The sequence below is a fragment of the Falsiphaeobacter marinintestinus genome, from assembly GCF_007923355.1.
GTDB classification, from domain to species: Bacteria; Pseudomonadota; Alphaproteobacteria; order Rhodobacterales; family Rhodobacteraceae; genus Phaeobacter_A; species Phaeobacter_A marinintestinus.
On the sequence record NZ_VOGO01000006.1, the window covers coordinates 194,239 to 220,507 of the forward strand.

Consider the following 26,269-nt stretch of genomic DNA (forward strand, 5'->3'; position numbering starts at 1 on the left):
ATGTTTTCTTCGGTGTTCATCAACAGGCCAAAAATGGCCCTCGTCATTTCGCTGGTCCTGACGATCATGGGCGCGATCGCTTATGCGGTGCTGCCCGTCGCTCAGTTTCCTGACCTGACGCCGCCGGTGGTCAATGTCTCGGCCAGCTATACCGGGGCCAACGCCGAAACCGTTGAAAACACTGTGGCTGCTCCGATCGAGGCGCAAGTCAACGGCGTGGACGACATGTTGTATATGACGTCGACGTCGGCAGACAACGGGTCGTATTCGTTGTCCGTGACGTTCGAAGTTGGAACAGATCCGGATATTGCATCAGTCAACGTGCAGAACCGGGTCGCACAGGCAATGGCGACATTGCCCAGTGAAGTGACAGCATCGGGCGTGGTGACGCAGAAATCGTCGACCAACATGCTGATGGTTGTGACGTTGTCTTCGCCCAACGACACCTACGATAGTGTCTTTCTGTCCAACTATGCGTCGATCAACCTGAAAGACGCGTTGGCGCGGGTGGCCGGGGTCGGCAAGGCCGACGTCATGACGGACCTGAGTTATGCCATGCGGATGTGGATGGACCCGGATCAGATGGCCGCGCTTAGCATCACGCCGGGCGATCTGATCAATGCAATCCGCGAACAGAATATAGAAGTTTCTGCCGGCCAGATCGGGGCACCGCCCGCGCCTGACGATCAGACGTTTCAATACACGATCAAGACCAAAGGCCGCCTGACGACGGTCGAAGAGTTCGAAAACATCGTCGTTCGGACCGGGGAATCGGGGGCCATCGTTCGGGCCAAGGATATCGCCCGGGTCGAACTGGGCGCACAGTTTTACAGTGCTTCGGGTTACTATCAGGGCCACGATGCTGCCGTGCTGGGTATCTATCAGGCGCCGGGGGCCAACGCGCTTGCGGTCTCTGATCTGGTCACTGCCGAGCTGGAGCGGCTAGCGCGCTCATTCCCGGATGACGTCGAATATGAAGTGCCGTTCAACACGACCGATTTTGTCGAACAGTCCCTGAACGACGTGGTTTCGACGCTGATGCTGACCTTTGTGTTGGTGATTTCAGTGGTCTTCCTTTTTCTGGGAAGCTGGCGTGCGACGATCATCCCGGCCATTGCGATCCCTGTGTCGTTGATCGGCACATTTGCGTTTCTGCTGGCCTTTGGCATGTCGTTGAACACCATCTCTTTGTTCGCATTGGTTTTGGCGATTGGTATCGTCGTTGATGACGCCATTGTGGTTGTGGAAAACGTCGAACGCATCATTGCCGAGGAAGGCCTGCCCCCGGCGGAAGCCACGCGCAAGGCGATGGGGCAGATCACCACGCCAGTGATCGCGACAACGCTGGTGTTGCTGGCCGTCTTTGTGCCCGTGACCTTTATGCCGGGTATCACAGGGCGGCTGTTTTCCCAGTTCGCGGTCACAATTTCCACAGCCGTGGTGATATCTTCGGTCAACGCGCTGACCCTGTCGCCCGCATTGTGTGCCTTGGTCCTGAAGCCGCGGTCCGGCCCGCCGACTGGATTGCTGGCCGTCTTTGAGTCCGTCATTGGCACTGTGCGCAGTGGGTATTTGTCAGTCGTCAAGCGCTTGCTGCGGGTCCCTGCCGTCAGCCTTGCGATCATCGCAGTCGTCGGATTCGCTGCCATGGTGATTATGGGCAATACATCCAAGGGGTTCATCCCGCTGGAAGACAACGGCTACCTTTTTGTTGATGTGCAACTTCCCGATGCGGCCACTCTGACGCGGACAGAAATAGTCACGGCGCGCGTCAATGACCGCATTCGTGAAATTCCCGGCGTGGCGAACACGGTTCTGGTGAACGGCTTTTCGATGCTGAACGGTTTGGCCGTGAATGGCGCGATGTTGATCGTGAATTTGGAGAATTGGAGCGAACGACAGACCCCCGAGTTGAGCGCGAATGGCGTTCTTGACCAGATTTTGGGTGTGGCATATGGCGAATCCGCCGCGTCTATTGTGGCGTTCAACCCGCCACCTATTCAGGGTCTCGGCATGTCTGCCGGGGTCGAGATGGAAGTGCAGCAAGCCGGCGGCGGCAGCCCGCAGGATTTGTCGGCTGCGGTCGGATCCTTGGTCTATTCCGCCAATCAGGAAGCGGAAATCGGCCAATCCTATACGACGTTCCGGGCCAACGTCCCACAATTGTTCGTCGATCTGGATCGCGAAAAGGCCAAAACCCTGCAGGTGTCAGTCGCAGAAGTGTTCCAGACCATGCAGGCCCACCTTGGGTCGTATTACGTGAATGACTTCAACCTGTTTGGCCGTGTCTATCGTGTGATGATCCAGGCCGAAGGCACCTATCGTGACAAGGTCGAAGATATCAGCAATCTCTACGTCCGGTCCGAGCAGGGAAAGATGGTGCCATTGGGGACTTTGGTAGATGTCGAAAACGTTCTGGGTCCGGTTTTGCTGAAACGCCACAACCTGTTCCGGTCGGCGACGGTCACGGCGATCCCAGCTGAGGGCATGTCGACAGGGGACGCAATCACAACCATGACCGAAGTGTCCAAAACCGCATTGCCTCCGGGGTATACGTTTGAATGGACCGGCACGGCACAACAACAATTGTCGTCCGGCGGGTTGGTGCAGGTGATTTTGGCGATGGCCGTGTTGTTCGGATATCTGTTTCTGGTCGCCCAATACGAAAGCTGGTCGATGCCTGTGGCCATTCTGCTGTCTGTGATTGTCGCCCTGTTTGGCGCGGTGACTGCGGTCTCAGTCGTGGGGAGCGATATTAACCTCTACACCCAGATCGGGATGATCATGTTGATAGGGCTGGCATCCAAAAACGCGATTTTGATCGTCGAATTCGCGATGGAGCAACGCGCCGAAGGCAAAACGATCATCGAAGCCGCAGCAGAAGCCGCGCATCAGCGGTTCCGAGCGGTGATGATGACAGCGTTGTCTTTCTTGTTGGGCGTTGTGCCGTTGCTGGTGGCCAGCGGGGCTGGTGCGGCCTCGCAAAAAGCCATCGGTGTTGCGGTGTTCGGCGGCATGCTGGCCGCCACCGTCATCGGTGTTGCTGTGGTTCCGGTGTTGTATGCCGTCATGCAAAGCACGCGCGAATGGATCAAAGGCGATCATCGCAAGTCGCCGGACACCCCCTCCAGCTAAGTCTGCTCTGGCAAGGGCCCGTCGGTTCGGCGGGGCTTTTGCTGTTTCCCCAGCAAGTGCTTTTGGGCGCATAGCGCCCTGTGCGACGCGCTTTTTCCGATCCCGATCCAGTGCTTTGCGTCCCCGGCACCCGCGCCGGGGCCGATGCTGATCGTAACGTCGCGACGCTTACGTCAGGCTTGACGAAAGTCGTCCCGGCCATCTAACTTAACACTGTAAAGATAGATGGGAGGCATGCAGCCGTGAAAGATTTTGACGCCATTGTCATTGGGGCAGGGAATGGGGGCCTTTCGGCTGCTGTCGCTTTGCAACGCGGCGGGATGCAGACCTTGCTGTTGGAGCGACACAACATTCCCGGCGGCTGCGCGACCTCATTCGTGCGCGGGGATTACGAATTCGAGGTGGCGCTGCACCAGCTCTCGGGGTTGGGAACCGAGAAACAACCAGCCGTTCTGCGCCATGTCTTTGACAGTCTGGGCGTGACTGACAAAGTCACGTTCATCGAAGAGCATCACCTTTACCGCTACGCCGTGCCCGGGGTGATTGATATCACCTTGCCAGCCAGCGTTAGCGGGATCGTTCAGACCCTGAGCACCGAATTCCCCGAAGAAGCTGACGCGATCCAGAAGTTTATGGACCTTTGCGAGGTCATCACGCTCGAAACCTATATGGCGCTGCCAAATGCCCGCCGGTCTGGTGACCCGGACGTGCTCAAACGAAACTGTCGGAACTTCGTCAAATACGGGTTGAAGAGCACCCAAGACGTGATGGACGAGTTCTTTATCAGCCCGGTTCTGAAAGCAGTGCTCGGCGGCTATTGGGGCTATGCGGGGCAACCGCTGGATCGGCTGCCGTTCAGCGATCTTGGTGTGATGCTTTATGCCTATGCCGCGATGAAACCCTGGCATATCGAAGGCGGATCGCAAGCCTTGTCGAACGCGCTTTTGGAGAGCTTTCTTGAGGCCGGCGGCGATGTGCGCTTCAACTGTGGCGCAGAAAAGATCCTGACCGAAGGCGGCGGTGTCAGCGCGGTGCGCACTGAACATGGCGATGTCTTCACCTGCAATCAGGTGGTGTCGAATGCAAGTTCGGTTCTGACCTACAACCAGTTGCTGGATCGTCCTGAACTGGCAAAAAACGCACGCGAAGATTTCAAATCGCGCCGCATGGGGGTGTCGGGTTTCGTGCTGTACATGGGCCTTGATTGCACGCCTGAGGATCTGGGGCTTGAGGCCGCAACGAACTTCATCGCAACCACGATAGATGACAAGCAGCAGTACGCGCGATCCAAAGGGTTTGAAGACCCGCTGGGATGTCTTTTCACCTGCTACACGGTGGGCGACAAGACGATGGCGCCACAAGGCAAGTCCGTCGCCGCATTGATGTGCCTGCAATATGGTGAGCCGTGGGACAGCATTGCGCCCGAAGAGTATGCTGCGACCAAATTCGCCTATGCCGAAAAGCTGATCGCGTTGGCCGAAAATGTGATCCCGAACTTTCGCCAGCACATCGAAGAAATCGAAATCGGCACGCCGGTGACCATGATGCGCTATCTCAATACGCCGGGCGGTGCGATCTATGGTTTTGATCAGACCATCGCCGAACACGGTGCTGTGCGTGATCGGGTACGCCCGGTTGATGGTCTGCATCTGGCCGGGTCGTGGACCGGTATGGGCGGCTTTCAACCCACATACCAAGCGGGGGCGGCAGTTGCGGCCTCTATCTTGCGCAAACAGAACACCAAGGGAAACGCAGCATGACCGGCATGGATATTCGCAGTGTGATCGACGGTTTTGATGCGGCGCGGTCCCGGATCGAAGACATGGTGCAGGATGGTCAGGACTTCGCTGATGTCCCAGCCAAGGTGGCGGGCCGGATCAACGCCCTGCACCCCAAGCGTCTGAACCTTGTGGTGTCAGATGTGATTGTGGAAACCGCAACGACCCGGACTTTGCGCCTGACCAGCCCCGACGGCGGTCTGCCGCCGTTCCTGGCCGGGCAATACGTCAATCTTTTTGTGACCGTGGATGGAGTGAATACATCGCGCCCCTATGCAATCTCGTCTGCGCCGCAGGACCGGGGGCATTACGATCTGACCGTGCGCAAGATCGGGCAGGGCTTTGTCAGCCCTTACCTTGTCGATCAAATCCAACCGGGTGCCCATCTGACGTCAACCGGCCCTATGGGATCGTTCTATGTCAACCCGATCCACCATGGTCGCGATCTGGTGTTTCTGGCAGGCGGGTCCGGTGTGGCCCCTGCGATCAGCATGATCCGGGACATCGCCGCGCGACAGCTGCCGGTCAGGTTCCATCTGATTTATGGGTCGCGCAGGTCGGACGACGTGATCTTTGATGCCGCGTTGCGCGATCTGGAAGATCAGCATGACTTCCTGACGGTCACCCGCGTGATGTCAGAGCCTGAAGCCGGGTATAAGGATCGCACCGGTTTCATTGATGCTGCGTTGATTTCTGACCTGTGTACGCCGCTGGACCGCAAAACGGTCTACCTGTGCGGCCCTCCCGCGATGAACACATTTTGCGGGGCCGAATTGCGCAAGACGGGTATGCCGGACAAACGGGTTCACATCGAAGCGAATGGTCCGCCGGTTGCCCCCCAGTTGCGTGAGGGCTGGCCTGACACAACGTCGGTTGATCAATCGGTGACAGTAACTGTGAGCGGGCGCGGATCATTTCAGACAACGGCAGGAGAGCCGCTGCTGAACGCGCTGGAACGCAACGGGTATGAGGCTGAAAACGCCTGTCGGTCGGGCGAATGCAGCCTGTGCCGGGTCAAGGTCTTGTCAGGTGAGGTGTTCAGCCCGTCCGAGGCAAAGTTGCGCCAGTCTGATCGACGGTTTGGCTGGGTGCACTCGTGCGTTGCCTATCCGTTATCAGATATCGAGATCCTGCTTTAACGACCGGTGTCTTGCAGCGGTTCATCAAGAATCGCCGTGCAGACACGATCCGCCCATTCGGCATAGATACGTGGTCCCGGATGAAACCCGTCCGGGGCCATATGCGTTTCGTCCAGATCCAGATCCAGCGGGACGTACCGGCCTTCGGGCCGGGCATGGATCAAACCCTTGAGTGCTGCGTCAAACCGGTCGCCGCGTTGTCCAAGAAGTGCCCGCAGCGGGTCAGGCAGCAACGGGAACCGCCCGATTGGGGGCAGGGCCGTCCAGTACACGCGCCGCACGCTGTGCCTTTGGGTGAGCAGCGTCAGAATGACGTCAACGTTTTTGGCCCAGATCCGTTGCGGAACGCCGTTCTTCACATCGTTGATACCCAAGGACAGCACCGCGATGTCGGCCTGTGCCGGGGCCAGATCCTGAAGGGTTTTTACCCCCCAGACCGTTGTCGCGCCGGATGTCGCCTCTAACTGCCAGGACACTGTGTGATGCAGGGACAGCCCGGCCACAAGATGGCCAGCCAGCGCATCTTGTTGTCTGGTTACACCTACACCGGCAGCCGATGAATCCCCGAACACCAGCAGTTTCAGATCAGACCCGGCCCCGGTTGCCCCGGCACGGGCGCCATCGGGTTCGGGCAAACGTTGAGCAACCCTGATGACCTGTATGGCTTGCGCGACCGCCACCGGATATTGCGTCAATCTGCGGATCATTTCAGTTGCTCTGTCGAAGGGGATCCGGTGAGGGCCCGCAGCACTTCTCGGTGGCCGCCGGGGGGCAGATCCACCAGGCCTTCACCGATCAGCGACGCCAACCCATGCACCATGGACCATGCGCCGATCGTCAGGGTGTCGGCGCGCTTTGTATCTGGAACCAGTTCTCGAAAGGCCTGATTCAGCAGGGCATAGGGCCGGGTCGCTTCTTCGATCAACTGGTCACGGCTGCTTTCAGCGCGCTTCGGGACCGGATCAAGGGTCGATATCATCAGCCGATAGATCTCGGGGTTGTTCAGCGCAAAATCGACGTAAGCCGTGCCGAAATCCAAAATCTGGCTGCTTGGGTCCTGATCGCTTGACCTGCAAGCCTCCAGCGTGTCGGCAAGTTCGCGAAACCCCGAGGCACAGATGGCGCGCAACAGGGCTTTCTTGTCTGCAAAGTGGGAATAGGGTGCAGCCTGACTGACACCGACCCGGGCCGCGACGGCGCGCAGGGAAAGCTTGTCTCGCCCCTGCTCGCGCAGAATTGCGCGTCCCGCAGTCACAAGCGCCTGTGCAAGGTCTCCGTGGTGATAGGTGTTTGCCTTTTGCCCCAGCGTCCCGATCCTTTTGCTGCGTTGCAACAGTGTGCTGTTTCGCCAAGGCAAGCGCAAGCAAGCCGGAGCGTCAAGGTCACCGGAAAATCAGGCAGGCCAGACGACCCTGAACCCCTGATGCGTGGTGGTGCTGTCTGGCGAAGTTCCGGACCGCGCTGCGATGCGATAGCGAAAACAATAGCTTTTGTGGCACAAAAACGACCCTCCTTTTGACAATCGATACCCCTTCATCTGTTTCAGCCTGTCCTTGACCTCTTTGCGCAGCGACCGGACGCGATAGGTTTCGGATGTCCATTCCCAGACGTTGCCGACCATGTTGAAAAGACCGTACCCGTTGGGGTCAAAGCTGTGGGCGGGTGCTGTGGTGTCATGGCCATCCAGCAGCAGATTGGTGTCGGGGAACCGGCCCTGCCAGATGTTGCAGGGCTGATAATCGGTGTCGTTCGGTTCTTGCACGCCCCACGGGAAGGCCACGTCGCCCAATCCGCCCCGCGCAGCATGTTCCCATTCGGCTTCGGTGGGCAACCGCCCTCCGGCCCATCTGGCAAAAGCTGTCGCGTCGTTCCATGACACATGCACAACCGGGTGGTCGGGATGCCAGGTGTCTGGCCCGGTTCCCGGCCCATTGGGGTCGCGCCAGCTTGCACCTTCGACCACGCGCCACCATTCGACACCGGCCACAGCGCGGGTGGGCCCCACGCTGTCCGGGACCTGTGCCCAGAACACGAAGGACCAGCCAAACCGTTCCGCTTCGGTCACAAACCCGGTTTCTTCGACAAACACCGCGAATTCGGCGTTTGTGACGGTTGTTGCCCCGATGCGGAACGGTTTGATCCTGGCCTTGCGCAAGGGGCCTTCGCCGTCGATCAGAAAAAACGGCGTATCGGTTCCGATCAACCCAATGCCGCCGGGAACCAGAACGGCGTGGTCGGGAACGCGCTCGGTCGTTGACGCGTCCGGCGTGTTGGTTGGTGCACAGGATGGCCGGTTGGCCGCAGGCAAACAGCACGATTTGGTTTCAGGATCGTCAGAGGTCATGTCAGCGGTCATCTCAAGGTTCGGCCAGTGCGGTTCGGTTTCAGGTCGGCCAGGCACCCGAATTGGTAACAGTGCCCGCTGCAACATGGCATAATCGAGCGATCCGTCACGCTCAATCAAAAGACGCAGGTTTGGTCGTTCTGGATCAGGCTGGAGCCTACGTCGGCATTCCGGTTTTTTGACCCGCAATTACTGGTTAGAATGGAAGCGAGGCCTTAGACCTGAAAGGTGCTGACCTTTCGTTTGATCCAACCTGAGGACGTGTTTGCGACCTGGAATCTGGTTATGACATCAAAAGGATCTAAGGTATCCGATCGCTCAAATCGGGTGTGGCGATTCAACCGTTGTCTGAATGGAGCCAGCCGACTAACGTGCTTCACAGGAACGTGAAGAACCACCGGAGCCGGAATGTCTGACGAAGAATTGGTACAGCCCGAAATCAGTGAAACTGAAGCCTCTGGCGAAGACCGAAAACCGGCTGAAAGCCCTGCGCAGACCTCACGAATGGAGCGTCTTAAGCGCAAGTTGAAGAAGTTGCAGGGCAAGGACCCGGATATTTATCCGATGTGGTAAGCCCGGACATGTGGCACGAGAGCAGGAGACGGTTCCCGTGACATGGACACAGGGTGGCCTTGGCGAACTAGACGATGATGCTTTGCTTCCCTGTGATATTCGCGCGGGATTTCACAAGCCATTTGCTGAATCGGTTATGGATCACGGGTTCGGAGAACCGGTCAGCTATCGGTTCAACAGCAAAGGGTATCGTGGCGAAGACCTGGACCCCGATGCAGCTTTTCGTATTTGTGTCGTCGGAGAAAGCCATGCCACTGGCCACGGTGTCGCGATCGAACAGTCCTTTGGCCACAGGCTGAAGCTGCACATCGCGCAGGCGCTGGATCTTGAAGCGGCTCGGGTGAACTGCCTGAACTTTGCGGCAAGCGGTACGTCGGCAGACTATTGCACGCGCACGATTTATCGCCAGCTTACCCGGTTTCCCGCCGATCTGGTTGTTTGCAACATGCCGGTTCCGGATCGGGTCGAGTATTTCCACGGCAGCGAACCCAAGACTTTGAACCTTCGACTGCTGGATCCTGCACGATTGGAAGACGCCCCCGAGCCGCTTCTGGCATTTGCCGATTTTTATACACCTCAAATGGGCGACGTCGGATTGCTCAAGAACCTGCTGTTGATACAGGAGTTCTGCCGGCAACGCGGCATTGGCCATGTGCAAGCCCTGCAACACAGGCTGCGCGCCGGGCCGCGCGCCAAACATGTGTTTCCTTTCCGCGCGCCACTGGATGATGCGGGCTTTCTGGACAATCAACTGTTCAGCATACGGCCTGACAAAGCAGCGGATGGAAAGCACGCCGGTCCGCGCACTCATGCGGGCTATGCGATTGCGGTTTTGGACAAGTATGCGCAGGCATTGTCTGGTCAGCGCGATCCGGAACGGGCGCGCAGGTTGGTGCAATACGTCGAGAAGACCAAGCAGACCGACCCCGATTGGGCATTCTGTCAGGACGCCGTGATGGATGTCCGTGGTCCGGTCAGACGTCGCGCGCCGGCGCCCGGGGCGATGGGACAAGGACTGGCGGGGGTGCAAAAGTCGGATGTGCGGCCTGATCTGCATGTCCCTTTAACCGAAACCTGTTCTTACGCCGCCGACACGTTCGGCGATGTGACCTATCGCTTCAACAGCAAAGGGTACCGGGGGGAAGAACCGGACCCCCAGGCCAAGTTCCGCATATGCGTGATCGGCGATGACGACGCGTTCGGCACCGGCATGGCTTTGGAGCAGACTTTCGGCCATGTTCTGAAAGCCGAAATCGCGGTCGCGCTTGGGTTACCTCGCGATCAGGTGACCGTCGTCAACTTGTCGGCCACAGGGCAGTCGGCGGATTACTGTGTCCGAACAATCTTTCGCCAGCTGACAGGTTTCCCGGTTGATCTGGTGATCTGCAAATTGCCTCCACCCCAACGTGTCGAATACTGTTCGGGCGAGTCTGGCTTTCAATCGATGGATGCCGCGTCTGTCACCGCGCAGAACATTGATGAGGTGCCGATCCCGCTTGCTGCCTATGCCGGTTTCTATACCGAGGATATGGGGCAGGTGGCCCAGATCAAGAACATGCTGATGCTGCAACAGTTTTGCACGCGGCAGGGATATGGCCTTGTTCTGGCCAGTGAAAACCTGCCGCTGGCCACCCGCCGCAGCGCTTTTTTGACCGGGTTTGATGCCGCGTTAGACCCGGCGCACATACTGGATGATCAGGTGTTCCGGATCCGGCCTGACAAGGCTGCAGATCAGATCCATGCCGGGCCGCGCACGCACAGGGCCTTTGCAATCGCGGTTCTGCAACAATACGCGAACGGCCTTCCTGACACGGGGGAACACAGCTTGGCTGCACGGCTGCGCAAGCATGTGACACACCTTATCGAAAGCGACCCTGACTGGTCTTTCTGTCAACAACAGGTGGCTAGGACCAAGGCCGACGCAACCGACACGGCGGAACATGCATGACGTCGACTGAAACAAACCCCAATGCAACCCAGGATACTCCGTTTGATTGGCGGAATTGTTGGTACCCGGTCGCCTTCCTGCAGGATCTGCCACGCGATACACCGACTGGGTTTACGATCTATGACGAGCCGCTGATGCTCTATTTCGACGGGGCAGGTCAGCCGGTTTGCCTGGAAGACCGCTGTCCGCACAGGGCCGCGCGTTTGTCGGACGGACATGTCCGGGGCGGTCGGATCGAGTGCATGTACCATGGCTGGCAATTTGACGGCGAAGGCACCTGCCACCACATTCCCCAATGGGTCGAAGGCACGCCTCTGCCGATCAAATCCTGCGTTCGCTCCTATCCGGTTATCCAGCGGCGCGACATCGTCTGGATCTGGGCGGGTGATCCTGACAAGGCCGACCCGGATTTGCTGCCCTGTGACGCAGACATTGCCGATCCGGATTTGCATGTGGTCACGTTCCAGATGGATCTGCCCTATGATCAAAGCTATCTGATCGAAAACGTGATTGATGTGGCCCACATCCATATTGCCCATGACGGCGTGCGCGGTGGCGGCATGCGCGAAGCTGCGAAACCACTGAAGTTCGAGATGTCAGACGTCACGGAAAAAGGCTTCAGCAGCCGGTTCCGGTCACTGGGGTTGGAACGCGACCGGGACAGCGCAGACTTACAGGGCGCGCTGGTCGAATTCGTCGCGCCGAACCTGATCCGCTATGCCTCAGAATACAGTCAAAGCGATCTGGTGGCGGGGTTAGAGCTGTATTCGCTGCCGTTGGGCAAGGATCGCTGCCGGTTGCTGTATCGCAAGTTCAGCAACTTCAACGGCTGGCGCGAACGGATCAAGCCCCGCTGGATGGAGCATCAGGTTCAGTGCATGATCCTTGAACAGGACATGAGCGTCGTGGTCGGGCAGGCCGAGGCGACCGAGAAATTCGATGGTCCGCTCAAATCGATGTGGCTGCCATTGGCCACGTCTGATCGGCTGGTCGTCGAGTACCGCAAGTGGCTGGACCGCTTCGGCACAGCGTTACCGTTCTATCGCGGCTTTACCACGCGCAAAGACGCCGCAGCGCCAGGTCGTCCGCCGCCTATGGGCCGGTCGCGTCAACACACCGCAATCTGTTCAACCTGCAGCCGCGTTGTGCGCCGGATCGAGCAGGCCCGCATAGCGTTGCGCGTTTGGGTCGCGGCCTGCGCCGGGCTGGGCGTGCTGGCCGGTGGGGGATCTGCCGCTGTTGCCCCTGTCATCGGCGCGGCGTTGGGGCTGGGCGGTCTTGCCGCGCTCAAACGGTTCCGCAAGCGGTTCTGAAAAGGAGAGCAGGATGACAGACCCGGCCCGAAACGAAACCGTCCGCACGTTTTATGGCGAGATGCCGTTCAACTATTGGAGCGATGTGTCACAAGCGGCAAACAGCGTGCGCAGCAATCCGTTACAGGCCTATTGCGACCTTGATGATCTGTTGGAAGGCATGCAAACTCCGTCTGTTCTGGAAATCGGCTGTGGCGCGGGGTGGGCATCGAATTCACTGGCGCTTCACTATGGGGCCAATGTCACGGCGGTCGATTTCACGGCCACCGCGCTGGACCGTGCACGAGAGGTGTCGGCCCATCTCGGGCTTGAAGCGCAGACACGGTTCATCGAAAGCGATTTGTTCCGGTTCGAGACCGAACAGACATTCGACCTGGTTCTCAGTATCGGCGTTCTTCATCACACCCATGATTGCCGAAGGGCTTTCGCCAAGGCGGCCAGTTTTGTGAAACCCGGCGGATACCTTTTTGTGGGTCTCTATCATCTGTACGGGCGGCGTCCGTTTCTTGGCATGTTCCACGACATCCTTGCAACCGAAGGCGAAGAGGCAGCGTTTGACCGCTACGCCGCGCTGCACAGCCAATCGCAGGACGCAACGCACGTTAAATCGTGGTTTCGCGATCAGGTGCTGCATCCCCAAGAGACCCAACATAGCCTGGAAGAAGTGATGGGCTGGCTTGACGACGCGGGCTTTGCGTTGCTGTCCACGAACCTCAATGGCTATGATGACGTATCGGATCGCGCGAACATGATCGAAACCGAGAAGACGTTTGAGGCCCTGTCGAACCAGCGGAACCGCATTGAAGGCCGCTATTTTCCGGGCTTCTTTACGGTTTTGGCACAGCGATGAAGGGTCACGGGATCGACTTGTTTCCAGCTATGCCTGGGTTAAGTGGTCGGACTCGGACAATGGGCAGAAAAGGACGGATGCTATGCTTCCCAAGCTGACAAGACTCGTATTGGCATGTGGTGTGGTCCTCGCTTTGGCGGCCACACCCACCCTTCTGACAGCGGGACCGGTAGAAGATCAGATCCGCGCGGTCACAACGTCGTTCGCGGGGGGGCGATCCGGGGAAGTCGGTGGTGCGGCGCTGGAAGCTGAGGCGGTGCTGCCGGGCCTGTATGAGAAGCGGGATTACGCTCCGGTCTGGTTTGGGCGTCCTGGAGTCGAAGACTTGTTTGGCGAGTTGAACCATGGCATCGCGCAGGGGTTCCACCCCGGTGATTTTCACCTGCCCTTGCTGTTCGATCTGCATGACGCGGCGCAATCGGGGAGGCCACAGGACATCGCGGCTTTTGATGTGGTTGCAACCGACGCGGCGATCACGCTGATCCACCATGTCGTGTATGGCAAGGTGGATCCCGCAGCATTGGACAGCAATTGGAATTTCGCGCGGACAGTGATTCAGAACGACCCGGCGGACGTGCTGAACGATTACCTCGATGGCGAAGGGTTCAGTGCCCTGATGCGCCGGATCGACATCGATAACCGCCAGTATGCTGACCTTGTCGACGCTTTGGCGCGGTACCGTGCCATCGCGTTGGACGGGGGCTGGCCGATGGTGCCCGACGACACGGTCCTGAAACCCGGCATGTCCGCACCTGCTGTTGCCGTATTGCGTAAGAGACTGGCAGTCGAGGGGGGATTGACCCAGACCGGCGTCGCCCCTGTCGCCACAGAGGGTCAAGACCCGATACTGGTGTATGACGATCTGCTGGCCGAAGATGTGCGGTTGTTTCAGGCACGCCATGGTCTTCAGGCAGATGGGGTTGTCGGGGGTAAAACATTTGCATCGTTAAACCGTCCGGTAGCTGACCGCATCGACCAGTTGCGGCTTAGCCTGGAACGCGGGCGGTGGCTGATGCGCGAAGTCGAAGATGAATTCGTGCTGGTCAACATCGCCGGCGCGCGCACTTTTCTGGTCAAAGCCGATGGCACGGTCTGGACGACGCGATCGGTAACCGGATCAGCGTATCGCCAAACCCCGGTATTTCGCGATGAGATCCAATACATGGAGTTCAATCCGACCTGGACTGTCCCCAACTCGATATTCCGCAAGGACAAGCTGGCGAAGATCCGCAAGGATCCCGGGTATCTTGCGCGAAACAACTATTACGTCGTGCGTACCAGCGACCGAAAGGTGGTCTCGGCGTCATCCGTCAACTGGAACGCCAGCAACCCCGGGGTTACGCTGGTTCAGCGCCCGGGCCCCAACAATGCGCTGGGCGCGGTCAAGTTCATGTTTCCCAACAAGTTCGCGGTGTACCTGCACGACACCAACGATCGCAGTCTGTTTGATCGGAACGAACGTAACCTCAGTTCGGGTTGCGTCCGGTTGGAGCATCCGTTCGAGTTTGCCAATCTGTTGATGGAGGGCGACCCCGAATGGAGCCAGGCCAGAATGCAGGCCATTCTGGACAGCGCCAAAACCACCCGCGTTGACCTGCCCAAACCGATGCCGGTCTTGCTGACCTACTGGACGGCTTGGGTCGAAGGTGCAGAGGTTCACTTTCGCGAGGACCCGTATCAGCGGGATGGAGCTGTTCTGAAAGCGCTGAACCGTTAAGGCCTGAACGGGTCAGATCGCGGCGACCATTGCACGCACTTGAGGTTGGTTCAGAAGCGTCATGGCCTCGGGTTTTGAGACCCAGCGGCGGACCCGGTGGTTCTCTTCCCAATCGCTGTTCGGGATGACGTGTGTAACCTCCATTGCATAGACGGTTACGTGGCAGTCTGCGCCCCATTTCTGATAGGTGTATGCGCCGATAGCTGCAGGTGTGATGCGGCCCAAAACGCCGGCCTCTTCTCGGGCTTCAACCGCGGCAGAGGCGGCAGGCGACAGCCCCGGTTCAACGATTCCCTTCGGCACGACACAATGGCGGCCACTGCTGGACCCAACGATCAGAATTTGCGTGTCTGGTCCTGATCCCCGATACGGGACCGCTGCGGATTGGGTGTAATAGTATGCTGGGCGTTCACGACGATCTGACCCGTTTGGTGCCGGGTAGGGAAACAGATCCGGCAGGCTGTCCGGGTCAATGATCTGACCCAAGTTTGCCTGACCTTTGTCCAAGACGAGATGGACCAGGGTGCCGGGTTTTACCTTCAGGTCCAAAGAAAAGGACCGCAACAGCGCGGTCACGGATTTGGGCCGCGCAACCAGCAAAATTCGCTCGGACATGGACGGGAAGACGGGCGAGCGGTCCCATGTTCCAATCCCACTTGCCGTCCAGCCCCCGGCTTTCAAAGCCTTCTCGGCCGTGACGCGGGCCCGGTGCCCGGGTTCGGCCAAGCACCGGTCAGGGCGCAGATCCGCGCACGCCATCCACGCGCCGGTCTTCTGGGCCTGGCGTTTCCCTTTGGTGCGCAATGGTCGGTCGGCTTTCGGGGCGTTCCAGGTCTTGTCCGCCTTACCGGCCGAGAGCAGCAAAAGTTCCATTTGATTGCGTCCTGAGCCAGGTGGCAAAGCTAGTCAGGTCAACGACACTAAAGCTTCGCACAATTTCTGTGGATCATAGCGGGTGGGCGTTTCAGCAAAGCCGAGATCGGTAGCCACACATTGCACGCCATGGGTTTGTTCAACGTCGCGCCGGTCCGATTTATCAACGGCTCCTTTATCGCATAAAACATGTGTCATCAGGTCGCTTGACGGGCACTTTGAACCGGCATCCGACCGTAATGCCGAAAGGATGGCCCCAACCTGATCGGCCAGCGTCATTCCGGGGCATTCCGGATCAGTTCCCAAGCTTGGAACATACAGTTTTGGTACGGCGCGTTTCGCGATGGTTTGGCCCACCGACAGTGGCAGCAAGTTCGCGATCACACTGGTATACAGGCTGCCGGGCGCATAACAGATCAGATCGGCCTGCTCGATCAGGCGGCGGTTGCGCTTGGGCAGGGGGCAGGTGTCGGCGCTGATTTCCTGACTGTCCCGGGCCAGGAACAGGCGCTTGATCGGCTGCGCCAACGGGGGCACCTCTTTGCCGGACAACTCGCGCTGCCCGATGATACGCGATCCATCCGCAAGGTCGGCTCCGATCTGAAGGTTGTCGTCGACGATGGCCCGTACCGTTCCCTGTACGCCGACCATCTTGGACATCAGAAACAGCACCGGTTCCAGGGCGCGGCCATTGGCGAAATACCCTCCCGTCAGGATGAGATTGCCGACGCTGGCGTGGCGAAAATCGAAGTCATCCGGTTTCCTGTCGTCAAAGGCTTGCAACTGGACAAGGATCAGGTTGCGCATCGGCTGCGGAATGGCTTGCATCAGGGGATGAGTACCTGTGCAGAGCGCGCGGTATTCATCGTTCAGCGTCCGAGACCCGCCTTCGCGCGGCAATCTGTACGAAAACAGGCGAAAAATGTCCGGTTGGCCCAGCACGGTTTCATCCGCAAGCGCCATAAGACGGCTGCGCAAATCTCCGACGGCGGGCATGTCGAAGGCCAGTCGCAAGACCTGACTGCTGCCGCCGCTGTCGAACGGCGTGATCAGGTGGGATGAATTGTGGGAATAGGTTTTCAACCGCCGCGCCACACCGTTCAGCGCGCTGCCACCCGAAAAGAACAGCATTCGCGCTCCAAGGGTGGGCATTGCCTTTGCCCGGGCGACACGCAACGCATCAGGCGTTTCCACGACACGCGAGATTTTCAGGTCTGACATATGGTAGTCTCCGGCAGGTCCTGACATTGTCACTGACCTGTACCAAAGTCCCTGTACACCCTTGTGACCCCGCCAATGGTACATTTTTTACCTGTGACCCGGTCGAAAAGTCCGGGCTGACCTTTCAAATCCGGAGTACGACTGGTGCTGGCTCAGAAAATTACCGTGGCATGCGTTTGACTTCTCTTTGTCAGCCCCGTGTGAGCGTGGTGATGGGGCAGGTCCATGGGTAAGCTGCCTCGCGCCATTGATGAAAACCTGCATTTTCTGTGCGCCGAGATTGACGGGCAATTGTCTGCTGTCCAGGCGTATTTCCAGGATCCGGGCGAGGCTATGGCGCAAAAGGTGATCCTGCGGGCGGGCTATTCCTATAACCTTTCCGCAAACATTCAGAACACCAGCGTTCAGGGCCTGTCCCGCAGAAAGGTCAGCCACACCACCCAGTTGCTGTTGCGCAACGTCGACCTGATCGCCCGAAATCTGGATCTGATCAGCCGCAAGGCCCGGCGCGCTTTGGCCCATGCTCAGGATGTCGGCGATCCAGCGTCCTTGTGTGCCGATGCCTATCCGAAGGTCATCAAAACGGTGCGCGCTAGCCTGAAACAGATCCAGCCCGCGTTGGCGCGCGCCGATAGCAGGGCCGCAGTGCGGATCGGGCAGAGCCGGGACAAGCTTGATGATCTTTATGATCGGATATTTCGCGAACTGACGGCGGCGATGCGGGAATCCAAACGGACGGACGATCTGGCCAACAGCCTGTTGGTGGCCAATGAAATCCGGCGGATGGGCGATGCCTTGCAGGCGATTTCAGAAGCAATCTTGTCGGTAAATGTTGGTCAATCCGTACAGTTTGAGCGGTATTTCTCGATGAAAAGCCTGTTGCCCGACCAAAAAGACAACACCCCGAATATCGAGCCTTTGGCCGAAACCCGGTCAGGCAGTGCAATTTCGTCGGTCCGCTCGAAAGACGCATCCGGCGAAACGGTTAACGCTGTGTTCAAGGACGGAGAACTGAGTAAGGTCAAGGATGAGCGGGCCGGGGTGAAAAGCTGGCATTCGATCTATCCGGGGCTGGCGCCTAAGATCCTGTCGTATGAAAAAAGCGGCCAGTCTGCTGCTCTGCTGATCGAACATTTGCCGGGCCACACGTTTGAGCAATTGGTTCTGAACGAAAGCGACGATGTGCTGGCGGATGCGCAAAAACAACTGTCCAAGACCTTGCGGGACGTCTGGCGCAGCACTCGGATGGACGAACCTGCCGAGATGAACTCGATGCAGCAATTAGGGCGCCGCCTGCCCGAAGTCTATCGCGTCCACCCCGAGTTTCGCTCGGCCCCGTCGCGTATCGGGAGCGTGCGTCTTGATGGGTTTGATGATCTCGTGACAGCTTGTGCGGCACGCGAAACCAAGCTGTCGGCTCCGTTTTCGGTTCACATTCATGGTGATTTCAATCTGGACAATGTGATCTATGACCCGGCAGAAAACCGGATCCATTTCATCGATCTGCACAGGTCGCGATACATGGATTATGTGCAGGACGTTTCGGTGTTCATGGTGTCGAATTACCGGCTGCAGATACAGGATGTGCCGTTGCGCAGACGGCTTGCTAAAGTTGCCTGTGACACGCATGCGGTCGCCGCTAAATTCGCCCGCACGCAAAAGGACTCAACCTTCGAATATCGTATGGCACTTGGGCTGGCGCGCAGCTTTGCGTCTTCGACACGGTTCGTGTTTGACAAATCGCATGCCCGGCGGATGTACGTGCGGGCGCGGTTTCTTTCAGAGCAAGCACTGACCTGTCCCGAAGGGCGCGAAACCCGGTTCAAATTACCCATCAGGGAGCTGTTCTTTGACTGAACTCAGGATCGGGGTCATCGGCATCCCTGGAAAATGGTCGACAGAAGCGTTGGCCGATGCAGTCGAAGCGCGCACCGGCTTTCGTCTGGTCGTCGACATGGGGCAAGTTGCCTGGAATCTGGACAGCGGTGCGTTGTGGTATCAGGGCACTGATCTGGGGGACCTTGATGGGCTGATCATCAAGAAGATCAGCGAAATCTATAGCCCACATGTGCTGGATCGGCTTGAGATGCTTCGCATGGCCGAAGCGCGCGGCGTCAGGGTGTTTTCCCGGCCCCAGAACGTGCTGCGTCTGATCGACCGTCTGGCTTGCACGGTATCCTTGCGCGCGGCTGAAATACCCATGCCTCCGACTGTGGTGACTGAAAATGCCGAAGCGGCCCATAGCGCGTTAGAGCGGTTCGGTGTCGCGGTGTTCAAGCCGCTGTATTCGTCCAAGGCGCGGGGCATGTGTGTGATCGACGCAGCAGCGCCTGACGCCAGTGCACAGATATCCGCTTTCGCGGCTCAGAACCCGGTCATGTATATCCAGCAGAAACTGGAACTGTCAGGGCAGGACCTTGGCATGGTGTTTCTGGGTGGTGAGTATCAGTGTACCTATGCCCGGGTCGGCCAGTCGGGCAGTTGGAACACGACGATCCACAGTGGCGGCAAATATGCGGCTTATGCACCCGAGCCTGACCTGATCAATCTGGCCCGCAAGGCGCAGGCCCCTTTCGGGCTGGATTTCACGACCGTGGACGTGGCTTTGACACAGACCGGGCCGATCGTGTTCGAAGTGTCGGCATTTGGCGGGTTCCGGGGTGCAAAAGAAGCATGCGGCGTGGATGCCGCCAGCCTGTTGGTAGACCACGTGATAAGGCGGGTAGTGACATGAAGAAAGTTTCAGATGTAGTGGCCGGACTTGACCGGACCGTGGCGACCCAGACACTGACGGTTACGACGGTGCAGATCCGCGTCCTGATCCGCTGTGATGAACCTATGGCCGCGATGTTGAGACACTATTTCGCCGAAGCGCTTGCCGACGACAGCCCGACCGATGACCCCGTCGATGCGACGGTCGAAATCCTGCAGGGACAGACCCTGGCGGAGGACCCAGACTGGGTCGAATGGGTGCGCGAGCAGGGAAAGACCAATCGCAAGGATGCGTATCACGACCTTGAAAACGGGCGCCTGATCCGCAAGGTGCGCACTGGCATGACTTTCCTGCAATCCCCCGAAGCTCAGCTTGCGTTTGGTCCTTGCATGGAAAACCCAAGTCAAGTTGTGAACTTCGTTAACACCCAGATCCTGAACACGTGCAAACGCGCTGGATGGGAGATTTGCCACGCTGCTGCGCTGACAAAAGGTGACCGGGGGCTGGCCATTGCGGGGTTGTCGGGCGGTGGCAAATCGACCTCGGTTCTTCGGCTGATGGATTTGAATGGCACGCGGTTTGTGACCAATGATCGCCTGATGGTGCGCAGAACTGCGGATGGGGCCAAGGCTTTGGGCATCCCGAAACAGCCTCGGATCAATCCGGGGACAATCCTGAACAACCCACGTCTGGTGCCGATGCTGTCAGATGACCGTCGGCAGGCGCTTGCGAGCATGCAAAAGGACGCACTGTGGGAGCTGGAAGAGAAACACGATCTCTTCATTGGTGAAGTCTATGGCGAGGGTCGCGTACACTACACCATGCCGCTGACCGAGTTCTGGGTGCTGAACTGGACCCGCAACAGCCATGAGCCGACCCGCCTGCTGGACGCCGATCTGACACAGCGCCCCGATCTGCTTGGGGCCATCATGAAAAGCGCCGGGCCGTTTTATCAGCCACCAAACGGCGTTTTTCCGAAAGGTCAGGAGCCGTTGGACGCCAACGCGTATCTGGCCCAGTTGGGCGATGTCCGTGTGCGCGAAGTTGTTGGTGGCATCGATTTTGACGCCATCTATCGCGCTGGGCAGGGGGTCTTTGCTTGATTGATCAGGTGCGGTTCTTTTCGTCTGGTGGCGTTGTGGGGTTGAGTTCGGATACCCTGAGGGTCAATCATTTCAAGCCATATACACACCCATGGGAGGTTCGGAATGCAGAACGGTGACGGTAGTTTTCGCCATGAATCCCTGCAGAACCAGAAGTCGATCAAAGCCTTGCTCGACGCGATCACCAAGGGGATCGGTAAGGGGGAACTGGCGCTGAGCGATGACAAAGGTGAATTTGTGCTGCGCCCGAATGACCTGATCACGTTGCGGATCAAAGCCGATCGAACAGACGGTGCAAGCCGACTGGATCTGCGGATGACCTGGACGGAAGCCTCTGATGCCCCGATCGAAAAAGGCGCGTTGAAGATCCGTTAAAACTTGTGGTCGCGGTCTAGAACCCGTCCAATTCTTTCAGCTTGTCATGCATGTACCCGGCGATCTTTTCTGATCCTGCTGCAGTCGTGTGCAGTTCGTCGTAGAAATCAGTTTCCAGATCGAACTCCAGTTCGGCCATCAGGTCGAAACAAATGGCGTCCGAGGCTTTGCATCCGGCAAGAATAGCATCGGCCACCCCGCGTTCGATGTCATAAATGTCGATGCCGTTCAACGGCCCGTACCGGTTGACCAGCGTGCTCTGAAACCCCGGTTCGATGTTGGTGACGCCCAAAACCTTGCCGTCCTGACGGGTCCAGGCGGTGCTGCGTTGGGTGACAAAGATGGGTTCGGCCCCAATTGCGCGCGTGAGTTCGGCCAGGTCTTCGATCCGCGCTGTCAACTCGGCCAGAGCATTGCGGGTTTCCGCATTGCTCAAGACCTCGGGGGCAAGTTTGGCGGTGTCGGAGAACGGCGGGTTGATCGCAAGGTTCACCCGTTCAAACGAATGCGCGATCTCTGGGGTCAGATAGGCCTGCTTGGTGATCAGATACAGTTGATACAACGCGGATTTTTCGCGGATGAACAGTTGAAGTTTCAGACGTTCGCTTTGAGCTTCCAACACATCGAACGTCTTGTTTTCGGCCAGGATCAGGGCATCGTTGATCCCGACATAAAACAGGATGTACCGGGTTTTCAGGCCGTCGATCAGGTTGAACCATGATCCAAAGTTTTCGATATGGCCGAAGGTCGTCTGCCCGTCGATCCCGGCATTCGCTATTGAAACCTGAGTTCCGTCTTGGGCAAACAGGGCGTTCAGTGACGCCTGATACGTCTGGCTGTCATCCAGAAACCGCTGGTCTGTGGTGCTGCCGCCAACCGTTATGATGTCGATGTTTCCGACGTCGGTCTCAAGACCCCGAAACCCGTTTTCATCGCGGCTATAGACGATTGTCGCCGGGGTATCGGAAATTGGGTTGTCCCGCTCGATCCGCAGATCACGTGGCTTGGTGAACTGATGCAGCGCATGCACATCGGAAAACCAGGTGCCAAAGGCAAGCTCCAGGATCACGACGACACCCAGAAGAACTAGCAAATTGATCAAGATCGTTTTTAACATGCGTCAGTTTCCCAGGCCCTTGAGCCAATTTGCAATCTTCTGACCTGCGATTTCATGTCCCGAGGCATTCCAATGCGTATCCCCCCAGAACCAGGGGATTTCCCCGGACTCAGCCTGCGATTTCAAGGGGTCGGTCAGGTCCAGGAAGCTGACATCATGGGTCGCGGCCCATTGGGGCAGTCTGTCGGGAAGATCAGACAGATTATCATTGCGGTTTGAGATCGCGCTGTCGGGTGGGAACACACACAGGCTTTCCAGAACGCGGTATTTTGAGGGAACAAAAACAAGCCGGTAATCCGCGCCTTTGTCGTTCAGCATCGCCCTGAAATCTTCAATTGCCTGCGTGATCTCATCAAATTCGCCCTCAACACCGTCAAAGGACTGCCGTGTCCACAGAAACGCATAGGTTTGATCGCCGATCTGGCAGGTGTGATATTTCGCGGGTGGATTGCTTAGATCAACCAATTTCGACCACATCAGATTTGCAATCGAAACACCTGTAGTGTCGGTTGCTGACGGTTGCTGCGTTGCCTGCCGCCGATAGGTTTTTGAGTCGAGCAGGTCATTGCCCTCGAACAGAAGCTGAACCACCGTTTTGCCCTCAAGGGGCAGGTCAGCCTGGGCGATCATGTCGTGTTCGGCCTGGATCGACAGCCCAAGCAAGGCCGCCTGCATGACCGGGATGCCCAGGTCATCTTCAATAACTTCGGCAACGGTCTGTTCGAACGGGACAGCAGCGCCCAGAACAATCGAGTCGCCCAAGATGATGACCTCGCCCTGGGCCTCCTGACCGTTTCGAAACCCGTGGTCATCCGTGCTGAATGCAAAGGGAATGGGATCGTGGGGGAGTTTCAGTCGGGCTGCAATATCCTGACCGGTTTCGCCCTTAACGTCGACATTGGGTTGAAGCGACCATCCGATACTCTCACCCGGCGCTTTTGGCGGCATTAGCAAGGTCGTCCAGTCGACCACTCCAAACCGCCCCAAAAGCTCCAATGCGATACAGAAAAAGGTGACAGGCAGGATCGCCGCCCAAAGTGACAGCAAGGCCGTTCGGCTGCGTGCCAGACGCGCGAAGCTTAGGGCGGCTAGGATCAGGACCAGTGCTACCAACACATGACGCAGCCGCCACAACCCGAACAGGGCACCTTCGACTTTGGACGGTGAAGCCGTTGTCATCAAAACCGCTACACCCAACAGGGCCGACGCGGCGGCCAGTCCGACGCAGACCATGCGTCGGTGCTTTGGGTCAGTCCAGCTCATATTTGTTCTTGTAGTCCTCGGCCAGCGCGCTGTCCTGATTTTCCTTGCGCAGGATACAGTTGCCAACGACCAGCCATTCGATATCCGTGCCCATGAAGCAGCGGAACGCGTCTTCCGGGGTGCAGACGATCGGTTCGCCCCGGACATTGAACGACGTATTCACCACGAGGGGGCAGCCGGTGCGATCTTTGAACGCCGAGATCAGCTGATGATAGCGCGGGTTGGTGTCAGCATGAACGGTCTGGATCCGCGCGGAATAGTCGATATGCGTGACAGCCGGGATTTCAGAGCGCACGACATTCAGCTTTTCGATACCGAACAATGCGTTTTCTTCGTCGGTCATTTCGCGGCGGCGGTCTTCTCGTACCGTATCGACCAGCAGCATATAGGGGCTGTCGTGGTCCAGATCGAACCATTCAGCCATGTCTTCGCGCAGAACCGACGGGGCAAAGGGGCGAAAGCTTTCGCGGAACTTGACCTTGAGGTTCAGGAGTTTCTGCATGCTTTCAGATCGCGGATCACCCAGGATCGAACGTCCGCCAAGGGCGCGCGGCCCAAACTCCATGCGCCCGTTGAACCAGCCGACGGCTTTGCCATCTGCAAGGGCATCCGCGGTTTCGGTCACAACTTGGTCCATCGGGCGGCTTTCAAAGACCGCACCACAGGCGGTCAGGCGGGATTCGATATTCGCCTGATCATAATCGGGGCCAAGATAGCTGCCCTGCATCGCGTCGCGCTTTGTGGTGTCGCGATGTCGGTCATGGCCCAGTTCGGTGTGATAGGCCGCATAAGCGCACCCAAGCGCGCCGCCAGCATCCCCGGCAGCGGGTTGAATCCAGATGTTCTTGAACGCGCCATCGCGCAGCACCTTGCCGTTGGCGACACAGTTCAGCGCGACGCCACCCGCCAGACACAGGTTCGGGATGTCGTATTCGGCGGCCAGACTGCGGGTCATGCGCAGAACGACCTCTTCCGTAACCGCCTGAACCGAGGCGGCGATGTCCATGTGGAAATCATCCAGCTGATCGGTATCAGGTTCGCGCACGGGGCGGCCAAACAGGTCTGCGAACTTGTCGTTCGTCATCGTGAGGCCGGTGGCGTAATTGAAATAGCTCTGGTCCAGTCGGAATGTGCCATCCGGTTTCAGATCCATCAGCTTGTCAATGATCAGATCCTTGAACCGGGGGGTGCCATAGGGGGCAAGGCCCATCACCTTATATTCGCCGCTGTTGACGCGAAACCCGGTGTAATAGGTGAAGGCGGAATAGAGCAGGCCCAGCGAATGTGGGAAATGCAGCTCTTTGACGATCTCCAGATCCTTGCCCCGACCGATGGCCACAGTCGAGGTGGCCCATTCGCCAACCCCGTCCAGCGTCAGTACGACCGCCTCGTCAAAGGGCGAGGGGTAAAACGCGCTGGCGGCGTGGCTGAAGTGATGTTCGGCGAACATCATCTTGTCGGCCAGCTTCACTTTTGGCGCAAGTTCGCGCAGTTCTTTCTGGATCAGGTCCTTCTGGAACAATTTTTCCCGGATCCAGACCGGCATCGCGATGCGGAACGAATTGAAACCTCGTGGGGCGTTGGACACATAGGTTTCCAGAAGCCGCTCGAATTTCAGGAATGGCTTGTCGTAAAACACCACGTTGTCGAGTTGCTCGACCGTCAGACCAGCTTCGTCCAGAACATATCGGATCGCCTCGATCGGGAACCGGGGATCGTGTTTCTTGCGCGTGAACCGTTCTTCCTGAGCGGCTGCCACGATCTGGCCGTCCACCAACAGCGCGGCAGCGCTGTCATGATAGAATGCCGAGATACCAAGGATCGCAACCATATCAGAACAAGGTATAGATGAACGGAGCGACGGCAGAGCCCTGCGTCAGGACAATCAGCCCGCCCAGCAGCACCATCATGATCAGGATTGGCGCCAGCCAGAATTTCTTTCGGGCCCGCATAAAGCTCCAGAGTTCGCCAATGAATGACATTACAAATCCTCTCCCGGACAAATACTGTTTCGCACACGCAGTGCTTTAGAACTGGTTACGCATCGACGTCTCAGCCGTGTCTTGTTTTGTGATGTCGATCCAATAGCTGTCCACGTCCGGATCGAACTTTTGGTTCAACGGGTCTTTTTTGACGGCCTGAAAGATCAGACCGATGGGTGTGACCGTCACAAAGAACAGGATGCCCATTACAATCGGCGAGACAATAAGGCTGAGCAGCATTCCGAACTTGAACCACAGGCGGTTCAGCGGGTTCAGAAGGTCAGGTTTGACGACCGCCAAGACCGCGAACACAGCAGCAATCGCCAAGGCCCACCATCTGGGTGACCCACCGCCCCACAGCGGAAACAGCGCGATGATGGCAAAGACCGCTGCAAATACATAGCCAAACGACTTGTCCGATCCCATGCGTACTTCGGTGTTGCCTTTAAGTTCAGACATGTGTCGGTCCACTTTCCTAACTTGGCAGGTCTGGCGACCTGATACCCCGGGCATAGCCTTAGCCGCTTGGTAAGGAAACTGTCGAAGTTTATGGATGCGATCAAGTTTTAGAGTGGGATTGTCGATCCGGGGGATACAAACACCGCAGTGCTTTACTTTAGGGCAGATGTCAGAGGACAGTGGCCCGAAATACGTCCGACCGGTCTTTGGGTGTGCCGCATAGGCCTGCGGTTCGCCGATTCTGCCAGCTTGGGTTGAATGGCGCCCCATTTTCGCCGAGCGTTAAGGGCGAACCGACCACCATCGCAATTGATATCCGCGTCAGTCCAAGGTTGGAAATGGCCCTTCGGATGCCTGATCACGCGT

Annotated in this window: 22 protein-coding genes; 12 read left to right on the forward strand and 10 right to left on the reverse strand. The window is 58.0% G+C overall.

Annotation, left to right across the window (positions count from 1 at the left end; all coding sequences use genetic code 11):
- From FOY56_RS14525 to FOY56_RS14535, 3 genes are all read left to right on the forward strand, one after another.
- Positions 1-3,135 (forward strand): efflux RND transporter permease subunit, encoded by a 3,135-nt coding sequence (locus FOY56_RS14525; protein ID WP_146346583.1) that lies wholly within the window; start codon positions 1-3, stop codon positions 3,133-3,135.
- Positions 3,136-3,377: 242 nt separating this feature from the next.
- A complete protein-coding gene (locus FOY56_RS14530) occupies positions 3,378-4,895 on the forward strand; it encodes a phytoene desaturase family protein (protein WP_146346584.1) in 1,518 nt (505 codons plus the stop codon).
- On the forward strand, positions 4,892-6,052 hold the full coding sequence (locus FOY56_RS14535) for an FAD-binding oxidoreductase (protein WP_146346585.1): 1,161 nt from the start codon (positions 4,892-4,894) through the stop codon (positions 6,050-6,052). Before FOY56_RS14530 ends, FOY56_RS14535 begins: the two co-directional genes overlap by 4 nt.
- On the opposite strand, the gene FOY56_RS14540 is transcribed toward FOY56_RS14535, so the two are convergent.
- From FOY56_RS14540 to FOY56_RS14550, 3 genes are read right to left on the reverse strand one after another with little or no spacing between them, the layout of a single operon-like run.
- On the reverse strand, positions 6,049-6,759 hold the full coding sequence (locus FOY56_RS14540) for an SGNH/GDSL hydrolase family protein (RefSeq protein ID WP_146346586.1): 711 nt from the start codon (positions 6,757-6,759) through the stop codon (positions 6,049-6,051). The two genes, FOY56_RS14535 and FOY56_RS14540, sit on opposite strands and share 4 nt — an antisense overlap.
- Complete coding sequence (locus tag FOY56_RS14545) at positions 6,756-7,385, reverse strand: TetR/AcrR family transcriptional regulator (RefSeq protein WP_186766336.1); 630 nt, start codon at positions 7,383-7,385, stop codon at positions 6,756-6,758. The genes FOY56_RS14540 and FOY56_RS14545 overlap by 4 nt, the downstream gene beginning before the upstream one ends.
- 60 nt (positions 7,386-7,445) lie before the next feature.
- Positions 7,446-8,396 (reverse strand): formylglycine-generating enzyme family protein, encoded by a 951-nt coding sequence (locus FOY56_RS14550; RefSeq protein WP_146346588.1) that lies wholly within the window; start codon positions 8,394-8,396, stop codon positions 7,446-7,448.
- A 408-nt stretch (positions 8,397-8,804) separates the two neighbouring features.
- Here FOY56_RS14550 and FOY56_RS23585 point away from each other — a divergent pair, with 408 nt between their 5' ends.
- The 5 genes from FOY56_RS23585 to FOY56_RS14570 all read left to right on the forward strand — a co-directional run bounded on the left by FOY56_RS23585 (position 8,805) and on the right by FOY56_RS14570 (position 14,797).
- A complete protein-coding gene (locus FOY56_RS23585; RefSeq protein WP_186766337.1) occupies positions 8,805-8,969 on the forward strand; it encodes a hypothetical protein in 165 nt (54 codons plus the stop codon).
- Between the two features lie 37 nt (positions 8,970-9,006).
- The gene (locus FOY56_RS14555; protein ID WP_146346589.1) at positions 9,007-10,917 is read left to right on the forward strand and encodes an SGNH/GDSL hydrolase family protein; all 1,911 of its coding nucleotides are present in this window, start codon (positions 9,007-9,009) and stop codon (positions 10,915-10,917) included.
- Positions 10,914-12,230, forward strand: a complete 1,317-nt coding sequence (locus FOY56_RS14560; RefSeq protein WP_146346590.1) for an aromatic ring-hydroxylating dioxygenase subunit alpha — start codon at positions 10,914-10,916, stop codon at positions 12,228-12,230. Before FOY56_RS14555 ends, FOY56_RS14560 begins: the two co-directional genes overlap by 4 nt.
- A gap of 13 nt (positions 12,231-12,243) precedes the next feature.
- Positions 12,244-13,080: a class I SAM-dependent methyltransferase gene (locus FOY56_RS14565; RefSeq protein WP_146346591.1), complete on the forward strand. Its 837-nt coding sequence runs from the start codon at positions 12,244-12,246 to the stop codon at positions 13,078-13,080.
- An 82-nt stretch (positions 13,081-13,162) separates the two neighbouring features.
- Positions 13,163-14,797: a L,D-transpeptidase family protein gene (locus tag FOY56_RS14570; RefSeq protein WP_146346592.1), complete on the forward strand. Its 1,635-nt coding sequence runs from the start codon at positions 13,163-13,165 to the stop codon at positions 14,795-14,797.
- 12 nt (positions 14,798-14,809) lie between these two features.
- Here FOY56_RS14570 and FOY56_RS14575 read toward each other — a convergent pair whose 3' ends face one another.
- Positions 14,810-15,670: an NUDIX hydrolase gene (locus FOY56_RS14575; protein WP_146346593.1), complete on the reverse strand. Its 861-nt coding sequence runs from the start codon at positions 15,668-15,670 to the stop codon at positions 14,810-14,812.
- A gap of 33 nt (positions 15,671-15,703) precedes the next feature.
- On the reverse strand, positions 15,704-16,891 hold the full coding sequence (locus FOY56_RS14580; RefSeq protein WP_146346594.1) for a GAK system CofD-like protein: 1,188 nt from the start codon (positions 16,889-16,891) through the stop codon (positions 15,704-15,706).
- A gap of 225 nt (positions 16,892-17,116) precedes the next feature.
- On the opposite strand from FOY56_RS14580, the gene FOY56_RS14585 reads away from it, so the two are divergent.
- The 4 genes from FOY56_RS14585 to FOY56_RS14600 all read left to right on the forward strand — a co-directional run bounded on the left by FOY56_RS14585 (position 17,117) and on the right by FOY56_RS14600 (position 21,082).
- Positions 17,117-18,748, forward strand: coding sequence for a phosphotransferase (locus FOY56_RS14585; RefSeq protein ID WP_146346595.1), 1,632 nt, complete (start codon positions 17,117-17,119; stop codon positions 18,746-18,748).
- Entirely contained in the window at positions 18,741-19,625 is an 885-nt protein-coding gene (locus FOY56_RS14590; protein WP_146346596.1) for a GAK system ATP-grasp enzyme, read from the forward strand. The genes FOY56_RS14585 and FOY56_RS14590 overlap by 8 nt, the downstream gene beginning before the upstream one ends.
- The gene (locus FOY56_RS14595; RefSeq protein WP_186766338.1) at positions 19,622-20,707 is read left to right on the forward strand and encodes an HprK-related kinase B; all 1,086 of its coding nucleotides are present in this window, start codon (positions 19,622-19,624) and stop codon (positions 20,705-20,707) included. The genes FOY56_RS14590 and FOY56_RS14595 overlap by 4 nt, the downstream gene beginning before the upstream one ends.
- A 105-nt stretch (positions 20,708-20,812) precedes the next feature.
- Complete coding sequence (locus FOY56_RS14600; RefSeq protein WP_146346598.1) at positions 20,813-21,082, forward strand: amphi-Trp domain-containing protein; 270 nt, start codon at positions 20,813-20,815, stop codon at positions 21,080-21,082.
- A 16-nt stretch (positions 21,083-21,098) separates the two neighbouring features.
- Here FOY56_RS14600 and FOY56_RS14605 read toward each other — a convergent pair whose 3' ends face one another.
- Genes FOY56_RS14605 through FOY56_RS14620 form a run of 5 tightly spaced genes read right to left on the reverse strand, consistent with a single transcriptional unit; the run spans position 21,099 to position 25,903 of the window.
- Positions 21,099-22,199 carry an SGNH/GDSL hydrolase family protein gene (locus tag FOY56_RS14605; RefSeq protein WP_146346599.1) on the reverse strand — a complete coding sequence of 367 codons (1,101 nt, stop codon included), beginning with the start codon at positions 22,197-22,199 and terminating at the stop codon, positions 21,099-21,101.
- Positions 22,200-22,202: 3 nt separating this feature from the next.
- Complete coding sequence (locus tag FOY56_RS14610) at positions 22,203-23,462, reverse strand: alginate O-acetyltransferase AlgX-related protein (RefSeq protein WP_146346600.1); 1,260 nt, start codon at positions 23,460-23,462, stop codon at positions 22,203-22,205.
- A complete protein-coding gene (locus FOY56_RS14615; protein WP_146346601.1) occupies positions 23,449-25,293 on the reverse strand; it encodes a carbamoyltransferase family protein in 1,845 nt (614 codons plus the stop codon). The genes FOY56_RS14610 and FOY56_RS14615 overlap by 14 nt, the downstream gene beginning before the upstream one ends.
- A gap of 1 nt (position 25,294) precedes the next feature.
- Complete coding sequence (locus FOY56_RS23590) at positions 25,295-25,444, reverse strand: DUF5989 family protein (RefSeq protein ID WP_186766339.1); 150 nt, start codon at positions 25,442-25,444, stop codon at positions 25,295-25,297.
- 45 nt (positions 25,445-25,489) lie between these two features.
- On the reverse strand, positions 25,490-25,903 hold the full coding sequence (locus FOY56_RS14620; RefSeq protein ID WP_146346602.1) for an SxtJ family membrane protein: 414 nt from the start codon (positions 25,901-25,903) through the stop codon (positions 25,490-25,492).
- Positions 25,904-26,269: the final 366 nt, after the last annotated feature.